The sequence below is a fragment of the Variovorax sp. 05T418 genome, from assembly GCF_056396385.1.
Genome location: NZ_JBFTLJ010000007.1, coordinates 256,303 through 270,593, shown reverse-complemented (window position 1 = coordinate 270,593; position 14,291 = coordinate 256,303). Strand labels below are relative to the sequence as shown.

Sequence of the window (14,291 nt, the reverse complement as noted above, 5' to 3'; positions counted from 1 at the left end):
TTTGGCTGCGCCGCCAGCGCGCCGCGGACGAGGGCGGTAGCATCCCGCGCATGAAAAAAATCCAACTCGGCCAGAGCGACCTGCACGTCACCCCCATCTGCCTGGGCACCATGACCTTCGGCGAACAGGTGGACGAGCCCACCTCCCACGCCATCCTGAGCCGCTCGCTCGAGCGCGGCGTCGACTTCATCGACACGGCCGAGATGTACTCGGTGCCCACGCGCCAGGAGACCTACAGCGTCACGGAAACCATCATCGGCAACTGGTTTGCGGCCAACCCCGGTGTGCGGCAGAAGCTCATGCTCGCCACCAAGGTGGCCGGCCCGCTGCGCAACACGCCGTGGGTGCGCGAAGGCGTGGGCATGACGGCGGCCGACATCGTGGCCTCGTGCAATGCGAGCCTGAAGCGCCTGAAGACCGACGTCATCGACCTCTACCAGATCCACTGGCCCGAGCGCCACGTGCCCGCCTTCGGCAACATCTACTACGACCCGGCCAAGGAAGTCTCGCAGACCCCGATCCTCGAACAGCTCGAAGCCCTTGGCGGGCTGGTGAAAGCCGGCAAGGTGCGCGCGATCGGCCTGTCGAACGAAACGCCCTACGGCGTGCACGAGTTCGTGCGGCTGGCCGAGCAGCACGGGCTGCCGCGCGTGGCCACGGTGCAGAACGTCTACAACCTGGCGAGCCGCGGCGTCGAGAACGGCCTGGACGAGACGATGCACCGGCTGGGCGTGTCGCTGCTGGCCTATTCGCCGCTGGCCTACGGCCTGCTCACCGGCAAGTACGACCAGAGCGGCATCACCGGACCCGATGCGCCCCAGGACGCGCGCATCACGCGCTACGAGTCGGTGCGCAAGCTGCGCTGGGGCCGCCCCGAGGCGCTGAAGGCCGCGCGCCTGTACAACCAGCTCGCGCGCGACAACGGCCTCACGCCCACGCAGCTTGCGCTGGCCTTCTGCTACACCAAGTGGCAGGTGGCAAGCACCATCATCGGCGTGACGACGGTGGCGCAGCTCGACGAAGACATCGATGCCTACGGCACCACGCTCTCGCCCGAGGTGCTGGCCGAGATCGACAGGATCCGGTGGGAGATCCGGGACCCGGCGGCGTGAGCGCCGCGCCGGGCCGCCCCAAGCAAGCTCGCTCCCGCTTGGCGGGAAGGCGCGCAGCGCCAAGGGTGCACCAGTGAGCAAGAAGGCACACGTTTCCGAAACCCCCGCGACGCAGCTGCTGCGCGCGAACAAGGTCGCCTTCACCGAGCATCCGTACGAGTACCTGGAGCACGGCGGCGCGCAGCACAGCGCGGCCGTGCTGGGCTTCGACCCCTTCACGGTGGTGAAGACGCTGGTGATGCAGGACCAGGACGCCAGGCCGCTGATCGTGCTGATGCACGGCAACCGCACGGTCTCGACCAAGAACCTCGCGCGGCAGATCGGCGCCAAGTCGGTCGAGCCCTGCAAGCCCGAGGTCGCGCAGCGCCACAGCGGCTACATGGTGGGCGGCACTTCGCCCTTCGGCACGCGGCGCGCAATGCCGGTGTACATCGAATCGACCATCCTCGAACTGCCGAGGATCGCGATCAACGGCGGGCGGCGCGGCTACCTCGTGGGCATCGACCCGCAGGTGTGCGTTGCCCTGCTCGGCGCCACGCCGGTGCAGTGCGCGCTGGCAGAATAGCCGGCGTCGCCGAACAAGAACAACCATTCCTCCCCGCGGAGCGCCGCCTTGAGCTTTCATCTGCCGTCTTTCATCGCCATCGTGGCTTCGTACCTGATCGGCTCGCTGTCCTTTGCGGTCATCGTGAGCAAGGCGCTCGGCATGGCCGATCCGCGCAGCTACGGCAGCGGCAACCCGGGGGCCACCAACGTGCTGCGCTCGGGCAACAAGGGCGCGGCGCTGGCCACGCTGCTGCTCGATGCGCTCAAGGGCTGGCTGCCGGTGTTCCTGATCCGCCATTTCGGCGCCCAGTGGGGCCTGGGCGAAGGCGTGGCCGCGCTGGCCGGGCTGGCGGCCTTCCTGGGCCACCTCTACCCCGTGTTCTTCGGCTTCCAGGGCGGCAAGGGCGTGGCCACGGCGGCCGGCGTGCTGGTGGGCATTGCGCCCTGGCTGGGGCTCGCGACCGGCGCCACCTGGCTGATCATCGCGGTGTTCTTCCGCTATTCGTCGCTGTCGTCGCTGGTGGCGGCCTTCTTTGCGCCGGCCTATTACCTGCTGGGCGGCAATATTGCGTGGCCGCTCGACCGCACGGTGCTGATTGCGATCATCATCATGAGTCTGCTGCTGGTCTGGCGGCACCGCGAGAACATCCGCCGGCTCGCGGCCGGCACGGAGTCGAAACTCGGCTCGAAGAAAAAGGCTTGATAAACACCATGGCATCCATCACACGCTTCCACGTCGGCCCGCGCCTCTCCGAAACAGCCGTGCACAACGGCACCATCTACCTCGCGGGCCAGGTGCCCGACGACACCACGCAGGACATCCGCGGCCAGACCACCCAGGTGCTGGCCATGGTCGACCGCCTGCTCGCCGAGGCCGGCAGCGACAAGTCGCGCATCCTCATGACGCAGATCTTCCTGGCCGACATCACCGACATCGCGGCCATGAACGAGGTGTGGGATGCCTGGATTCCCGCCGGCAACACCCCGCCGCGCGCAACGGTGCAGGCCAAGATGGCCAATGCGGCCTACAAGATCGAGATCGTGGTCACGGCCGCCCAGGCCTGACGCGGGCGGTCAATAGCGTTTTTCGAGGACCATCTGGTCCGCGTCGCGGCGCATCGAGAAACGGTTGATGAAGCTGTTGCCTAGCAGCACGAAGGGCATGGGCTGCGGCGAGACGATGGCGTCGATGTCGTACACCTCCACGTCGCCCACGCGCACCGATTGCAGCCGCAGCTTGTAGCCGCTGGACACGCCGTTGGCGGTGCTCATCTGGATGCGCTGCCCCTTGCTGTAGTCCAGGCCGATGCGCTGGGCATCGTCGGCCGACAGGGCGATGGACGTGGCGCCCGTGTCGAGCATGAAGGTGACGGGGCGGCCGTTGATGGCGCCCTGCGTCATGAAATGGCCGCGGCTGTCGGCCGGCAGCACGATGCGGCTGCCGCCACCGGTGCCTCCCCCGCCGCCAATGCTGACCGGCGTGTCCATGCGCAGGTTGACGCGCTTGCCCTCGAGTTCGACCACCGCCTGCTCGGCCTGCAGCGACACCAGCTTCACGCCCTGGAAGGTCTCGCCGACCGCCACCGTCTTGGGCGGCGCGCCGTTCACGATCAGGATCGCGCGGCTGCCGATGGTGCCGGTCAGCATCACGGAGCCGGCCGCATGCGCCCCGGCAGCGGCAGCCAGCAGCTGCGCTGCGACGAGGAGGGCCTTCATTTGCGGCTCAGTCGCGGAAGTTGTTGAAAGACAGCGGCATGTCGGGCACGTCTTTCTTGATGAGTGCCATGGCCGCCTGCAGGTCGTCGCGCTTGGCGCCGGTGATGCGCACCGCGTCGCCCTGGATGGCCGCCTGCACCTTGAGCTTGCTGTCCTTGATGATGCGGGTGATCTTCTTGGCCTGCTCGGATTCGATGCCGCTCTTGACCTTGATGACCTGCTTGACCTTGTCGCCGCCGATCTTCTGCACGTCGCCCTTGTCGAGGAAGCGCACGTCGACGCTGCGCTTGGTGAGCTTGGCGCGCAGGATGTCCTCGACCTGCACGAGCTGGAACTCGGCGTCGCCGATCATGGTGATTTCCTTGTCCTTGAGCTCGACGGCGGCGGCCGTGCCCTTGAAATCGAAGCGCGTTGCGATTTCCTTGGCGGTGTTTTCGACCGCATTCTTCACTTCGGGCAGATTGGGCTCGCAGACGGTATCGAAAGACGGCATGGGCTCTCCTGAATTCACGGGTGCTGGATGCGACAATTCTCCCATGATCGTGGAGAACAACGTCCCGCTGCAGCCGTACAACAGCTTCGGCATCGTCGCGCGCGCGCAGAACCTCGTGCGCATCGCCAGCGAGGCGGACGTGGCCGAGCTGCGGGCCGACCCCCGCTGGCGCGATGCGCCCCGCTTCGTGCTGGGCGGCGGCAGCAACATCGTGCTCACCGGCGACGTCAAGCCGCTGGTGCTGAAGGTCGAGATCAAGGGGCTGCGGCTGGTCGAGGAAACCCCGCGCGCCTGGATCGTGGAGGCCGGCGCGGGCGAAATCTGGCATGACGCGGTGCAATGGATGCTCGAGCACGGCTACCCGGGGCTCGAGAACCTGGCGCTCATTCCGGGCACGGTGGGCGGCGCGCCGGTGCAGAACATCGGCGCCTACGGCGTCGAGCTGCAGGACCGCTTCGATTCGCTCGATGCCATCGACCTGGACACCGGGCGCGGCTTCACGCTCGACGCCGCGCAGTGCGCCTTCGGCTACCGCGACTCGGTGTTCAAGCATGTGCGCAGCGGCCCCAATGACTTCGGCCTGTCGGGCCGGGCGCTGATCACCCGTGTGCGCTTTCGCCTGCCCAAGCCCTGGAAAGCCGTGGTGGGCTACCTCGACCTCGAGCGCAAGATGGAAGAAACCGGCAACTTCACGCCCAGCGCCACCGACGTGTTCGACTGGGTCTGCGCCATCCGCCGCGCCAAGCTGCCCGACTGGCGCGTGCTCGGCAATGCCGGCAGTTTCTTCAAGAACCCCACGGTCACGCCCGAGCAGTGCGCCGACATCATTGCGCGCGACCCCAAGATCGTGCACTACCCGATGGACGACGGCAGCATCAAGCTCGCGGCCGGCTGGCTCATCGACGCCTGCGGCTGGAAGGGCAAGTCGGTCGGCAATGCCGGCGTCTACGAAAGGCAGGCGCTGGTGCTGGTGAACCGCGGCGGCCTTGAGAACCCGGTCACGGGCGGCGAGGTCATGACCCTGGCCAAGGCCATCCAGACCAGCGTGTACGAGCGCTTCGGCATCCGGCTGGAGCCGGAGCCGGTGGTCGTCTGACGGCATGGATCTCGACTTCCTGCACCTGAACTACCGGCGGCGCATTGCCGCCTTGATCTGGACCCGGCGGGCGGTGGTGGCGGGCGCCTTCGTTACCGTGTTCTTCGCCTTGCGCCACGGCCGGCTGGCGCTGGTGCCGTTGATCCTGGCCCCCTGGGCGCTGGCGGCCGCGCTCGGCTTCATGGAAACCAGCCTGCGCCGCCAGTTCATCCGCGAGGCCCGGCTGCCGCCCTTCCTGGCCGGCAAGCTGCGCGCGGCCCATCCCGGCCTGAGCCAGCGCGACGCCGAACTGGTGCTGCGCGGGCTGCGCCAGTTCTTCATGGCGCATTTGCGCAGCGGCCGCAAGTTCGTCGCCATGCCGTCCAAGGTGGTCGATACGGCCTGGCACGAGTTCATCCTGCACACGCAGGGCTACCAGAACTGGTGCAAGGCGGCCTTCGGCGGCATGCTGCACCACAGCCCGGCCGAGGTGCTGGGCAAGGACTCCAAGCGCAACGACGGCCTGCGCCGCAGCTGGTACTGGGCCTGCAAGGAGGAAAGCATCGATCCGCGCACGCCGGCGCGCCTGCCGCTCCTGTTCGCGCTGGACGTGAAGTTCGGCATCCCGGGCGGCTTCGACTACGTGCCCGACTGCAGGGCGGTCGACCGGCATGCCGGCTCCGATGCCCATTGCGGCACCAGCTTCGGCGACTCGTCGTCCGATGGCGGCGGCTCGGGCGATGCCGGCGGCTTCGGCGGCAGCGAATCAAGCAGCGGCGGCGGCGATGGCGGCGGGGGAGGGGATTCGTCCGGCGGCGACGGCGGCGGTTGTGGCGGCGGCTGCGGGGGCGGCGGCGGCGATTGACCGGCCGGAGCGGCGCACCAGGCGTACGCACCAAAGCAAACGGGCCCGCGAGGGCCCGTTCGTCATTGGAGGAAGCGCGTGGCGCTTACTTGGTCTCGTCGTCGTTCGAGAGCCGCGGCACCGCGGTGCCCTGGCCCGGCGACAGCAGCCCGGTGCGGGTGTAGATCGCGAGCTTCTCGCGCGTGTCGACGATGTCGAGGTTGCGCATCGTGAGCTGGCCGATGCGGTCCAGCGGCGTGAACGCGCCCGCGACCTTCTCCATGCTCAGCCGCTCGGGCTTGTAGGTGAGGTTGGGCGAGACGGTGTTGAGAATCGAATAGTCGTTGCCGCGGCGCAGTTCGATCGTCACTTCGCCGGTGACGGCGCGCGCCACCCAGCGCTGTGCGGTCTCGCGCAGCATGATGGCCTGCGGGTCGAACCAGCGGCCCTGGTAGAGCAGGCGGCCGAGCTTGCGGCCGTGGTCGCGGTACTGCTCGATGGTGTCTTCGTTGTGGATGCCGGTCACCAGGCGCTCGTAGGCAATGAACAGCAGCGCGAGGCCCGGAGCCTCGTAGATGCCGCGGCTCTTGGCCTCGATGATGCGGTTCTCGATCTGGTCGCTCATGCCCAGGCCGTGGCGGCCGCCGATGCGGTTGGCTTCCAGGATCAGCTCGACGAGGTTCGCATGTTCGACGCCGTTCAGGGCGACCGGGCGGCCTTCCTCGAAGCGCACGCTGACCGTCTCGCGCTTGACCTCGACCTCGTCCTTCCAGAACGCCACGCCCATGATCGGCTGCACGATCTGCATGCCGCTGTCGAGGTTCTCCAGGTCCTTGGCCTCGTGCGTGGCGCCGAGCATGTTGGAGTCGGTGCTGTAGGCCTTCTCGGCCGACATCTTGTAGCCGAAGCCGGCCTTGGTCATGAAGGCCGACATCTCGGCCCGGCCGCCGAGCTCGTCGATGAACAGCTGGTCGAGCCAGGGCTTGTAGATCTTGAGGTTCGGGTTGGTGAGCAGGCCGTAGCGGTAGAAGCGCTCGATGTCGTTGCCCTTGTAGGTGCTGCCGTCGCCCCAGATGTGGACGTCGTCTTCCTTCATGGCCGACACCAGCATGGTGCCGGTCACCGCGCGGCCGAGCGGCGTGGTGTTGAAGTAGGTGACGCCGGCGGTGGTGACGTGGAAGGCGCCGGCCTGCAGCGCGGCAATGCCTTCGTTGGCGAGCTGCGCGCGGCAGTCGATCAGGCGGGCGTTCTCGGCGCCGTAGAGCATCGCCTTGCGCGGGATCTCGTCGTAGTCGGGCTCGTCGGGCTGGCCGAGGTTGGCGGTGTAGGCGTAGGGAATCGCGCCCTTCAGCTTCATCCAGTGCAGTGCCGCGCTGGTGTCCAGGCCGCCCGAAAAGGCAATGCCGACCTTCTGGCCGGCGGGAACGTTTTGGAGAATGGTCGACATGTGGGTGTCCGGTTCGCGGTTCAGCCGAAATGGCAGATGTAGCTGTAGGGCTCGCCAGTGACCCGGATCTGGAAGCTCGAATTGCCCGGCACGCTGAACTTCTGGCCGGGGCCCGAGGCGATCCATTCGGTGGTTCCCGCCAGCTGGTACTCGCAGCTGCCGGCGGTGCCTTCCATGATCTCGGGCGCGCCGGTGTTGAAGGTCAGGGTGGACGGAAGGATCACGCCGACCGATTTCCTGGTGCCGTCGGCCAGCGTGAGGCTGTGGCTCACGCACTTGCCGTCGAAATACACATTGGCCTTGGTCGCCACTGCGGCGCTGTTGAGAGTGTCGGTAGTCGTCGTCATTGGAGGGCGCCGGCGCATGCGCGGTCGGCTTGTCGAGGACGCGCCACCGCGGCGGCGCACCCCTTGGGGGTTGGAAAAGTCCTCGATTTTAGGGCTTGGCCGGCACCGCCAGCCCGGCCCGCCGCATCGGGCGGCTCAGCGCCAGTGGCGGTAGCCGTATCCGCGATAGCCGCCCCAGCCCCTCGAGTACCCCAGGTTGAGCGAAATGCCCACCGGCGGGTAGGCATAGGGATAGGTGTAGGCAGGCTGCACGTAGACGGGCGGCGCATACACCGGTGCCGGCTGCACGTAGACCGGCGCCGGTGCATTGGAGACCACCACGCCCGGTTCGGGCACGACGTTGTCCCAGGGCGAGCCGCCCGGCTGCGCGTATTGCGGCTGCTGCTGTTGGTACTGCTGCTGATACTGCTGTTGCTGGCCGCTGTTGTTGGCCTCGACGGGGTAGGGCTGCAACTGCGGCTGCGGCGCCACAGGCGAGGTCGTCACGCCATAGGCGCCGACCTCGACCGGGATGGTCGCGCCCGGCCGGCTGTTGGTGCGGGTGGTGTACTGGCGGCCGTTGTATTCGTAGGTGACGTTGTAGCTCACGTCGCTGCCGGTCGTCTCGCGGATCGGGGTGGCCGAAATCACCCGGGCCTGGACCACTTGCTGGGCCTGCACCACGCCGGCGCCGGTCGCCAGCAGGCCGGCCACGGAAAGACCCGCAAGGGTGCGAAAAACGTGCTTGTTCATGGTGTTCTCTCCTGCAGATCGAGGTTGGAGGCCGGCCGGCAAGGCGGGGTTCCGGCATTTACACGGCATTCACGGCGTTCACGGTGGCCCAGGCTTCGGCCTCGAACCCCGTCGTAACGCCGGTTTTCGGGCCCCAGTTGACCACCGGCCGCTTGATCAGGCTCGGGTTGGCCAGCAGCACGGCCCGCGCCGAAGCGGCGTCGACCACCGCGTTGCGGGTGGCTTCGTCGAGCTTGCGCCAAGTGGTGCCGCGGCGGTTGACCAGCGCCTCCCAGCCGGGCTTCTTGAGCCACTGGTCGAGCTCGGCCTCGGGCACGCCCTGTTTCTTGAAGTCATGGAAGGTGTAGGCGACGCCGTGGTCGTCGAGCCAGCTGCGGGCGCGCTTGACGGTGTCGCAGTTCGGAATGCCGTAGAGGGTTGTCATGGACGCCAATGATGCCGATAAAACGTGGGACGCCGGGCGCTTTGCGGGTCGGCGACAATGCCGGGCTCCATGGAAACCCTTAACGACTGGCTCGCGCGCGCCGAGCAACTCCATCCGAAGAACATCGAGCTCGGCCTCGACCGCGCCAAGGAAATGGCCGCCCGCATGGGCCTGCGCTTCGACTGCCCGGTGATCACCGTGGCCGGCACCAACGGCAAGGGTTCGACCTGCGCCATGCTCGAATCGATCCTCACGCACGCCGGCTACCGCACGGCGGTGTTCACGTCGCCGCACTTGGTGCGCTTCGAGGAGCGGCTGCGGCTGGCGGGCGAAGCGGTCGATGCTTCCAAACTGATAGCAAACTTCGAGGCGGTGGAAGTGGCCCGGGGCGACATGCCCCTGACGTACTTCGAATTCACCACGCTGGGCATCCTGCGCTGCATGATCGAGGAGAAGCCGGACGTGGCCATCCTGGAAGTCGGCCTCGGCGGCCGGCTCGATGCAGTCAACATCATCGACACCGATTGCGCGGTCATCACCAGCATCGACCTCGACCACATGGACTATCTCGGGCCCGACCGCGAAAGCATCGGCTTCGAGAAGGCCGGCATCATGCGCGCGGGCAAGCCGGCCATCGTGAGCGATCCGATGCCGCCGCAAAGCGTGATCGACCATGCGGCGGCCATCGGCGCCGACCTCTGGCGCTTCGGGCACGACTTCAATGTGTCGGGCGACAAGCAGCAGTGGGGCTGGTCGGGCCGCGGGCGGCGCTACAGCGGGCTGGCCTATCCCGCGCTGCGCGGCGCCAACCAGCTGCTCAATGCCGCCGGCGTGCTCGCGGCGCTCGAGGCGCTGCGGCCCCGGCTGCCGATCACCGCGCAGGCGGTGCGCACGGGGCTCGCGATGGTCGAGTTGCCCGGCCGCTTCCAGATCGTGCCGGGCGAGCCCACGCTGGTGCTCGACGTGGCGCACAACGCCCACGCGGTCGCGGCGCTGGCGGAGAACCTCGACGCGATGGGTTTCTACCCCACCACGCATGGCGTGTTCGGCGTCATGGCCGACAAGGACCTGGCCCCGATCCTCGCGCGCATCGGCCCGATGATCGACCGCTGGTACTTCACCGACCTGCCGACCCAGCGCGCCGCCAAGGCCGCAGATCTGCTCGCGAGCTGGCAGGCGCAGAACACGCGCACCGACGTGTCCGGCAGCGTGCATGCGAACCCGATGGAGGCGCTGCGCGCAGCCATCGAGCGCGCGGACCCCGCTGATAGAATCGTGGTCTTCGGATCGTTCTTCACCGTGGGTGGCGTGCTGGAGCATGGCACTCCGCGGCTGCAAGCCAAACACCTGCTGCCCGGCGGCTGATCGCCGGCCCGTCCGCACCATCTGGCACACACCTCGCTGCACTCCTTCAGGGATCGAACTTCATGGCGTTTTTCAAGTTCCGCACGCGCGGCCAGCAAGGCAACGAAGGACGCAGCGCACCGGCCGCCGTCCCCGCGGAAAGTGTCGAAACCATGCGTCGCCGTGCGCGCCACCGGCTGGTGGGCGCGGCGGTTCTGGTACTGCTTGGCGTGATCGGATTCCCGCTGCTGTTCGACACCCAGCCGCGCCCGGTCGCGGTCGACATTCCGATCGAGATTCCCGACCGCAACAAGGTCAAGCCGCTGCCCGTGCCCGCCACGCCGGCACCCGCCGCACCGGCGACCGGCGCGGCCGATCCCGGCGCCCGCGTGGCCGCTGCACCGTCGGGCAGCGGCGGCATGATCACCGAGAGCGCCGACGGCACCGAGATAACCGATCCCGGCAAGCCGGCGGCCAGCACGCCTCCGGCCGAGACCCGGCCCGCGGCCGAGGCCAAGCCGGAGCGCAAGCCAGAACCCAAGCCCGAGCCCAAGCCGGAACACAAACCCGAGCCGAAGCCCAAGCCCGAAGCCAAGCCGGAAGCCAAACCCGAAGCCAAGCCCGCCGCCCCCAAGCCGGCCTCGGCCGACGACGGCAACCGCGCGCGCGCCTTGCTCGAAGGCAAGCCGTCCAACACCAGCACCAAGCCCGCTGCGTCCGAAGACGGCGGCCGCTTCGTGGTGCAGGTCGGCGCCTTTGCCGATGCCGACAAGGCCCGCGAGGTGCGGCAGAAACTCGAGAAGGCCGGCCTCAAGACCTATGTGCACGTGGCCAAGACGGCCGATGGCGAGCGCACGCGTGTGCGTGTCGGCCCGTTCGGCTCGCGTGCCGAGGCGGACAAGGCCGCCGAGAAGGTCAAGGGCTTGTCTTTGTCGGCTGCCATCCTCACGTTGTAGTAGCCATCGCCCGCCGCCGTGGCCCTGCTCGACTGGATCGCCGTCACGCTCGTCGTCGTGTCGATGCTGTTCGGCCTGGTGCGCGGCCTGGTGTTCGAGGTGATTTCGCTGGTGGGCTGGGTGGCTGCATTCATTGCCGCCCAGTGGCTGGCGTCGGATGTGGCGGCCTGGCTGCCCTTCGGCGACCCGCAGGCCACCTGGCGCTATCCGCTGGCCTTCGTGCTGGTGTTCGTCGGGGTGGCGTTCGGCGTGGGCCTGGTGGCGGCGCTGACGCGAAAGCTGATTGCGGCTGTCGGCCTCAGGCCGGTGGACCGGATATTGGGTGGGGCCTTCGGGGCGGCGCGGGGTGTGGTTGCCCTGCTCGTGCTGGCGGTCATTGTTCATTTGCTGGCGTTGAGCGACAGTGCCTGGTGGCACGAATCGCACAGCGCCAATGTTCTCGATGCGGCATTGCAGGGCCTGAAACCCGCGCTGCCTGAAAAGTTGGCAAGCTACCTGCCCTGAGAGGAATCGTTCATGTGTGGAATCGTCGGCGTTGTCAGCAACGCACCCGTCAATCAGCTGCTCTATGACGCCTTGCTGCTGCTGCAGCACCGCGGCCAGGATGCGGCCGGCATCGTCACCCTGCTGGAGCGCAAGTTCTTCATGCACAAGGCCAAGGGCATGGTGCGCGACGTGTTCCGCACGCGCAACATGCGCGCGCTGCCGGGCAGCGTGGGCCTGGGCCAGGTGCGCTACCCGACCGCGGGCAACGCCTACAGCGAGGAAGAGGCGCAGCCCTTCTACGTGAACGCGCCCTTCGGCATCGTGCTGGTGCACAACGGCAACCTGACCAACGCGCATGCGCTGCGCTCGGAGCTGTTCTCCACCGACCACCGCCACACCAACACCGAGAGCGACTCCGAAGTGCTGCTCAACGTGCTGGCCCACGAGATCGAGCGTTCCTCGCGCGGCGTGCCGTTGCATCCGGCCGAGGTGTTTGCTGCCGTCAAGAACGTCTACAAGCGCCTGCGCGGCTCGTACGCCGTGGTCTCGCTGATCGCCGGCCACGGCCTGCTGGCCTTCCGCGACCCCTACGGCATCCGTCCGCTGTGCATGGGCCGCAGCGCCGACGGCACCGTGATGGTGGCGAGCGAATCGGTGGCGCTCGAAGGCTCGGGCCACGTGTTCGAGCGCAACATCGCGCCGGGCGAGGCGGTGTTCATCGATCTCGAAGGCAACGTGCACTCGATGCAGTGCGCCGAAGGGGCGACGCTCAACCCCTGCATCTTCGAATTCGTCTACCTGGCCCGGCCCGACTCGGTGCTCGACGGCATTTCGGTCTACCAGGCGCGGCTCAACCTGGGCGAAACGCTGGCCAAGCGCGTGGTGTCCACCGTGCCGCCGAACCAGATCGACGTGATCATTCCCATCCCCGAATCGAGCCGGCCGAGCGCCACGCAGCTCGCGCACCTGCTCGGCGTGCCGTACCGCGAAGGCTTCGTGAAGAACCGCTACGTGGGCCGCACCTTCATCATGCCGGGGCAGGGCGTGCGCAAGAAGTCGGTGCGCCAGAAGCTCAACGTGATTGCCAGCGAGTTCAAGGGCCGCAACGTGCTGCTGGTCGACGACTCCATCGTGCGCGGCACCACCAGCCGCGAGATCGTCCAGATGGCGCGCGACGCCGGTGCGCGAAAGGTCTACCTGGCCAGCGCGGCGCCGCCCGTGCGCTACCCCAACGTCTACGGCATCGACATGCCCACCAAGGACGAGCTGGTCGCGCACGACCGCACCGTCGAGCAGATCCGCGAGCTGATCGGCTGCGACGCGCTGATCTACCAGGACGTCGACGCCATGAAGCGCGCCATCGGCTCGCTCAACCCCAAGCTCGACGGCTTCGATGCCTCCTGCTTCGACGGCGTGTACGTGACCGGCGACATCGACACCGAAGCCATCTCGCGCATGAACGGCAACCGTCCGCGCGTCGAGGAGACCGAAGAAGATTCTTCGCGCCTGGCGCTTCCCAACCACAGCGAGTGAGAGCCGAAGAAGTGACCGACGAACGAACCCTGCCGCCCGGGCTGCACCGCGACACGCTCGCGCTGCGCACCGGCTTGGCGCCGAGCCAGCACGGCGAGCACTCCGAAGCGCTGTTCCTGACCAGCGGCTTCGTGCAGCCCGATGCCGAGACCTCGGCGCGCCGCTTTGCCGGCACCGAGCAGGGCTTCACCTACTCGCGCACCTCCAACCCCACCGTCACCAGCTTCGAGCAGCGCCTGGCCGCGCTCGAAGGCACGGAGGCCGCCATCGGCGCTTCCACCGGCATGGGCGCGATCCTCATGATGTGCATGGGCCTGCTCAAGGCCGGCGACCACGTGGTGTGCTCGCGCTCGGTGTTCGGCTCCACGCTCAACCTGTTCGGCAAGGAGTTTGCCAAGTTCGGCGTCGAGACCACCTTCGTCTCGCAGACCGACGTGGCCGAATGGCGCGCGGCCCTGAAGCCCAACACCAGGCTGCTGTTCGCCGAGACGCCGACCAATCCGCTGACCGAGGTCTGCGACATCCGGGCACTGGCCGACCTGGCGCACGGCGCCGGCGCGCTGCTCGCGGTCGACAACTGCTTCTGCACGCCCGTGCTGCAGCGGCCGGCCGAACTGGGGGCCGACCTCATCATCCATTCGGGCACCAAGTACCTCGACGGCCAGGGCCGCGTGATGGCCGGCGCGATCTGCGGCCCCTCCAAGCTCATCGTCGACGTGTTCGGCCCGGTGGTGCGCACCGCCGGCATGGCGCTCTCGCCGTTCAATGCCTGGGTGGTGCTCAAGGGCCTGGAAACACTGGGCATCCGCATGCAGGCGCAGTGCGCCAATGCGCTGGCCGTCGCGCAGTGGCTCGAAACGCAGCCCGGCATCGCACGCGTCTACTACCCCGGCCTGGCCTCGCATGCGCAGCACGAACTGGCCATGCGCCAGCAGTCGGGGCAGGGCGGGGCGGTGCTGTCGTTCGACGTGGTCGGCAACGATCCGGACAGCGCGCGCGCCAATGCCTTCCACGTGATCAACAGCACGCGCGTGGTGAGCATCGCCACCAACCTCGGCGACACCAAGACCATCATCACGCACCCCGGCACCACCTCGCATGGCCGCCTGACCGAAGCACAGCGCCAGGCCGCCGGCATCAGCCAGGGGCTCATCCGCCTCGCGGTCGGCCTGGAGCACATCGACGACATCAAGGCCGACCTGCTGCGTGGCCTGGGCACCCTGAAATCCTGATTGA

At 67.9% G+C, this 14,291-nt stretch carries 17 protein-coding genes; 11 read left to right on the top strand and 6 right to left on the bottom strand.

What is annotated here, in order from left to right:
* The first annotated feature begins 50 nt into the window (after positions 1 to 50).
* From AC1DMS_RS16795 to AC1DMS_RS16780, 4 genes are all read left to right on the top strand, one after another.
* Positions 51 to 1,112, top strand: a complete 1,062-nt coding sequence (locus AC1DMS_RS16795; protein ID WP_478181438.1) for an aldo/keto reductase — start codon at positions 51 to 53, stop codon at positions 1,110 to 1,112.
* Between the two features lie 73 nt (positions 1,113 to 1,185).
* A complete protein-coding gene (locus AC1DMS_RS16790; RefSeq protein WP_015866551.1) occupies positions 1,186 to 1,677 on the top strand; it encodes an aminoacyl-tRNA deacylase in 492 nt (163 codons plus the stop codon).
* A gap of 48 nt (positions 1,678 to 1,725) precedes the next feature.
* Positions 1,726 to 2,361 carry a glycerol-3-phosphate 1-O-acyltransferase PlsY gene (gene plsY, locus AC1DMS_RS16785; RefSeq protein WP_015866550.1) on the top strand — a complete coding sequence of 212 codons (636 nt, stop codon included), beginning with the start codon at positions 1,726 to 1,728 and terminating at the stop codon, positions 2,359 to 2,361.
* Between the two features lie 8 nt (positions 2,362 to 2,369).
* Positions 2,370 to 2,723 carry a RidA family protein gene (locus tag AC1DMS_RS16780; protein WP_015866549.1) on the top strand — a complete coding sequence of 118 codons (354 nt, stop codon included), beginning with the start codon at positions 2,370 to 2,372 and terminating at the stop codon, positions 2,721 to 2,723.
* 9 nt (positions 2,724 to 2,732) lie between these two features.
* Here AC1DMS_RS16780 and AC1DMS_RS16775 read toward each other — a convergent pair whose 3' ends face one another.
* Positions 2,733 to 3,374 (bottom strand): retropepsin-like aspartic protease family protein, encoded by a 642-nt coding sequence (locus AC1DMS_RS16775; protein WP_436300510.1) that lies wholly within the window; start codon positions 3,372 to 3,374, stop codon positions 2,733 to 2,735.
* 7 nt (positions 3,375 to 3,381) lie between these two features.
* A complete protein-coding gene (locus AC1DMS_RS16770) occupies positions 3,382 to 3,867 on the bottom strand; it encodes a YajQ family cyclic di-GMP-binding protein (RefSeq protein WP_015866547.1) in 486 nt (161 codons plus the stop codon).
* Between the two features lie 43 nt (positions 3,868 to 3,910).
* On the opposite strand from AC1DMS_RS16770, the gene murB reads away from it, so the two are divergent.
* Positions 3,911 to 4,963 carry a UDP-N-acetylmuramate dehydrogenase gene (gene murB / locus AC1DMS_RS16765; RefSeq protein ID WP_062366125.1) on the top strand — a complete coding sequence of 351 codons (1,053 nt, stop codon included), beginning with the start codon at positions 3,911 to 3,913 and terminating at the stop codon, positions 4,961 to 4,963.
* Positions 4,964 to 4,967: 4 nt separating this feature from the next.
* The gene (locus tag AC1DMS_RS16760; protein WP_478181437.1) at positions 4,968 to 5,807 is read left to right on the top strand and encodes a glycine-rich domain-containing protein; all 840 of its coding nucleotides are present in this window, start codon (positions 4,968 to 4,970) and stop codon (positions 5,805 to 5,807) included.
* Between the two features lie 85 nt (positions 5,808 to 5,892).
* On the opposite strand, the gene argG is transcribed toward AC1DMS_RS16760, so the two are convergent.
* From argG to AC1DMS_RS16740, 4 genes are all read right to left on the bottom strand, one after another.
* Complete coding sequence (argG, locus tag AC1DMS_RS16755) at positions 5,893 to 7,233, bottom strand: argininosuccinate synthase (protein WP_015866544.1); 1,341 nt, start codon at positions 7,231 to 7,233, stop codon at positions 5,893 to 5,895.
* 20 nt (positions 7,234 to 7,253) lie between these two features.
* Positions 7,254 to 7,580: a pyrimidine/purine nucleoside phosphorylase gene (gene ppnP / locus AC1DMS_RS16750; RefSeq protein WP_062366127.1), complete on the bottom strand. Its 327-nt coding sequence runs from the start codon at positions 7,578 to 7,580 to the stop codon at positions 7,254 to 7,256.
* Positions 7,581 to 7,715: 135 nt separating this feature from the next.
* Positions 7,716 to 8,312, bottom strand: a complete 597-nt coding sequence (locus AC1DMS_RS16745; protein ID WP_478181436.1) for a hypothetical protein — start codon at positions 8,310 to 8,312, stop codon at positions 7,716 to 7,718.
* 58 nt (positions 8,313 to 8,370) lie between these two features.
* Positions 8,371 to 8,736, bottom strand: coding sequence for an ArsC family reductase (locus tag AC1DMS_RS16740; protein WP_307596315.1), 366 nt, complete (start codon positions 8,734 to 8,736; stop codon positions 8,371 to 8,373).
* 57 nt (positions 8,737 to 8,793) lie between these two features.
* On the opposite strand from AC1DMS_RS16740, the gene folC reads away from it, so the two are divergent.
* From folC to AC1DMS_RS16715, 5 genes are all read left to right on the top strand, one after another.
* A complete protein-coding gene (gene folC / locus AC1DMS_RS16735) occupies positions 8,794 to 10,101 on the top strand; it encodes a bifunctional tetrahydrofolate synthase/dihydrofolate synthase (RefSeq protein ID WP_478181435.1) in 1,308 nt (435 codons plus the stop codon).
* 62 nt (positions 10,102 to 10,163) lie between these two features.
* A complete protein-coding gene (locus tag AC1DMS_RS16730; protein ID WP_307596313.1) occupies positions 10,164 to 11,036 on the top strand; it encodes an SPOR domain-containing protein in 873 nt (290 codons plus the stop codon).
* Positions 11,037 to 11,054: 18 nt separating this feature from the next.
* On the top strand, positions 11,055 to 11,540 hold the full coding sequence (locus AC1DMS_RS16725; protein WP_015866538.1) for a CvpA family protein: 486 nt from the start codon (positions 11,055 to 11,057) through the stop codon (positions 11,538 to 11,540).
* 12 nt (positions 11,541 to 11,552) lie between these two features.
* Complete coding sequence (gene purF, locus AC1DMS_RS16720; protein ID WP_018905467.1) at positions 11,553 to 13,055, top strand: amidophosphoribosyltransferase; 1,503 nt, start codon at positions 11,553 to 11,555, stop codon at positions 13,053 to 13,055.
* An 11-nt stretch (positions 13,056 to 13,066) separates the two neighbouring features.
* Positions 13,067 to 14,287, top strand: coding sequence for an O-succinylhomoserine sulfhydrylase (locus AC1DMS_RS16715; RefSeq protein WP_478079368.1), 1,221 nt, complete (start codon positions 13,067 to 13,069; stop codon positions 14,285 to 14,287).
* Positions 14,288 to 14,291 lie beyond the last annotated feature (4 nt).

Coding starts and splice junctions, on each gene's coding strand:
- AC1DMS_RS16795 (WP_478181438.1), top strand. CDS start 51: ATGAAAAAAATCCAACTCGGCCAGAGCGACCTGCACGTCACCCCCATC.
- AC1DMS_RS16780 (WP_015866549.1), top strand. CDS start 2,370: ATGGCATCCATCACACGCTTCCACGTCGGCCCGCGCCTCTCCGAAACA.
- AC1DMS_RS16775 (WP_436300510.1), bottom strand. CDS start 3,374: ATGAAGGCCCTCCTCGTCGCAGCGCAGCTGCTGGCTGCCGCTGCCGGG.
- AC1DMS_RS16770 (WP_015866547.1), bottom strand. CDS start 3,867: ATGCCGTCTTTCGATACCGTCTGCGAGCCCAATCTGCCCGAAGTGAAG.
- murB (WP_062366125.1), top strand. CDS start 3,911: ATGATCGTGGAGAACAACGTCCCGCTGCAGCCGTACAACAGCTTCGGC.
- AC1DMS_RS16760 (WP_478181437.1), top strand. CDS start 4,968: ATGGATCTCGACTTCCTGCACCTGAACTACCGGCGGCGCATTGCCGCC.
- argG (WP_015866544.1), bottom strand. CDS start 7,233: ATGTCGACCATTCTCCAAAACGTTCCCGCCGGCCAGAAGGTCGGCATT.
- ppnP (WP_062366127.1), bottom strand. CDS start 7,580: ATGACGACGACTACCGACACTCTCAACAGCGCCGCAGTGGCGACCAAG.
- AC1DMS_RS16745 (WP_478181436.1), bottom strand. CDS start 8,312: ATGAACAAGCACGTTTTTCGCACCCTTGCGGGTCTTTCCGTGGCCGGC.
- AC1DMS_RS16740 (WP_307596315.1), bottom strand. CDS start 8,736: ATGACAACCCTCTACGGCATTCCGAACTGCGACACCGTCAAGCGCGCC.
- folC (WP_478181435.1), top strand. CDS start 8,794: ATGCCGGGCTCCATGGAAACCCTTAACGACTGGCTCGCGCGCGCCGAG.
- AC1DMS_RS16730 (WP_307596313.1), top strand. CDS start 10,164: ATGGCGTTTTTCAAGTTCCGCACGCGCGGCCAGCAAGGCAACGAAGGA.
- purF (WP_018905467.1), top strand. CDS start 11,553: ATGTGTGGAATCGTCGGCGTTGTCAGCAACGCACCCGTCAATCAGCTG.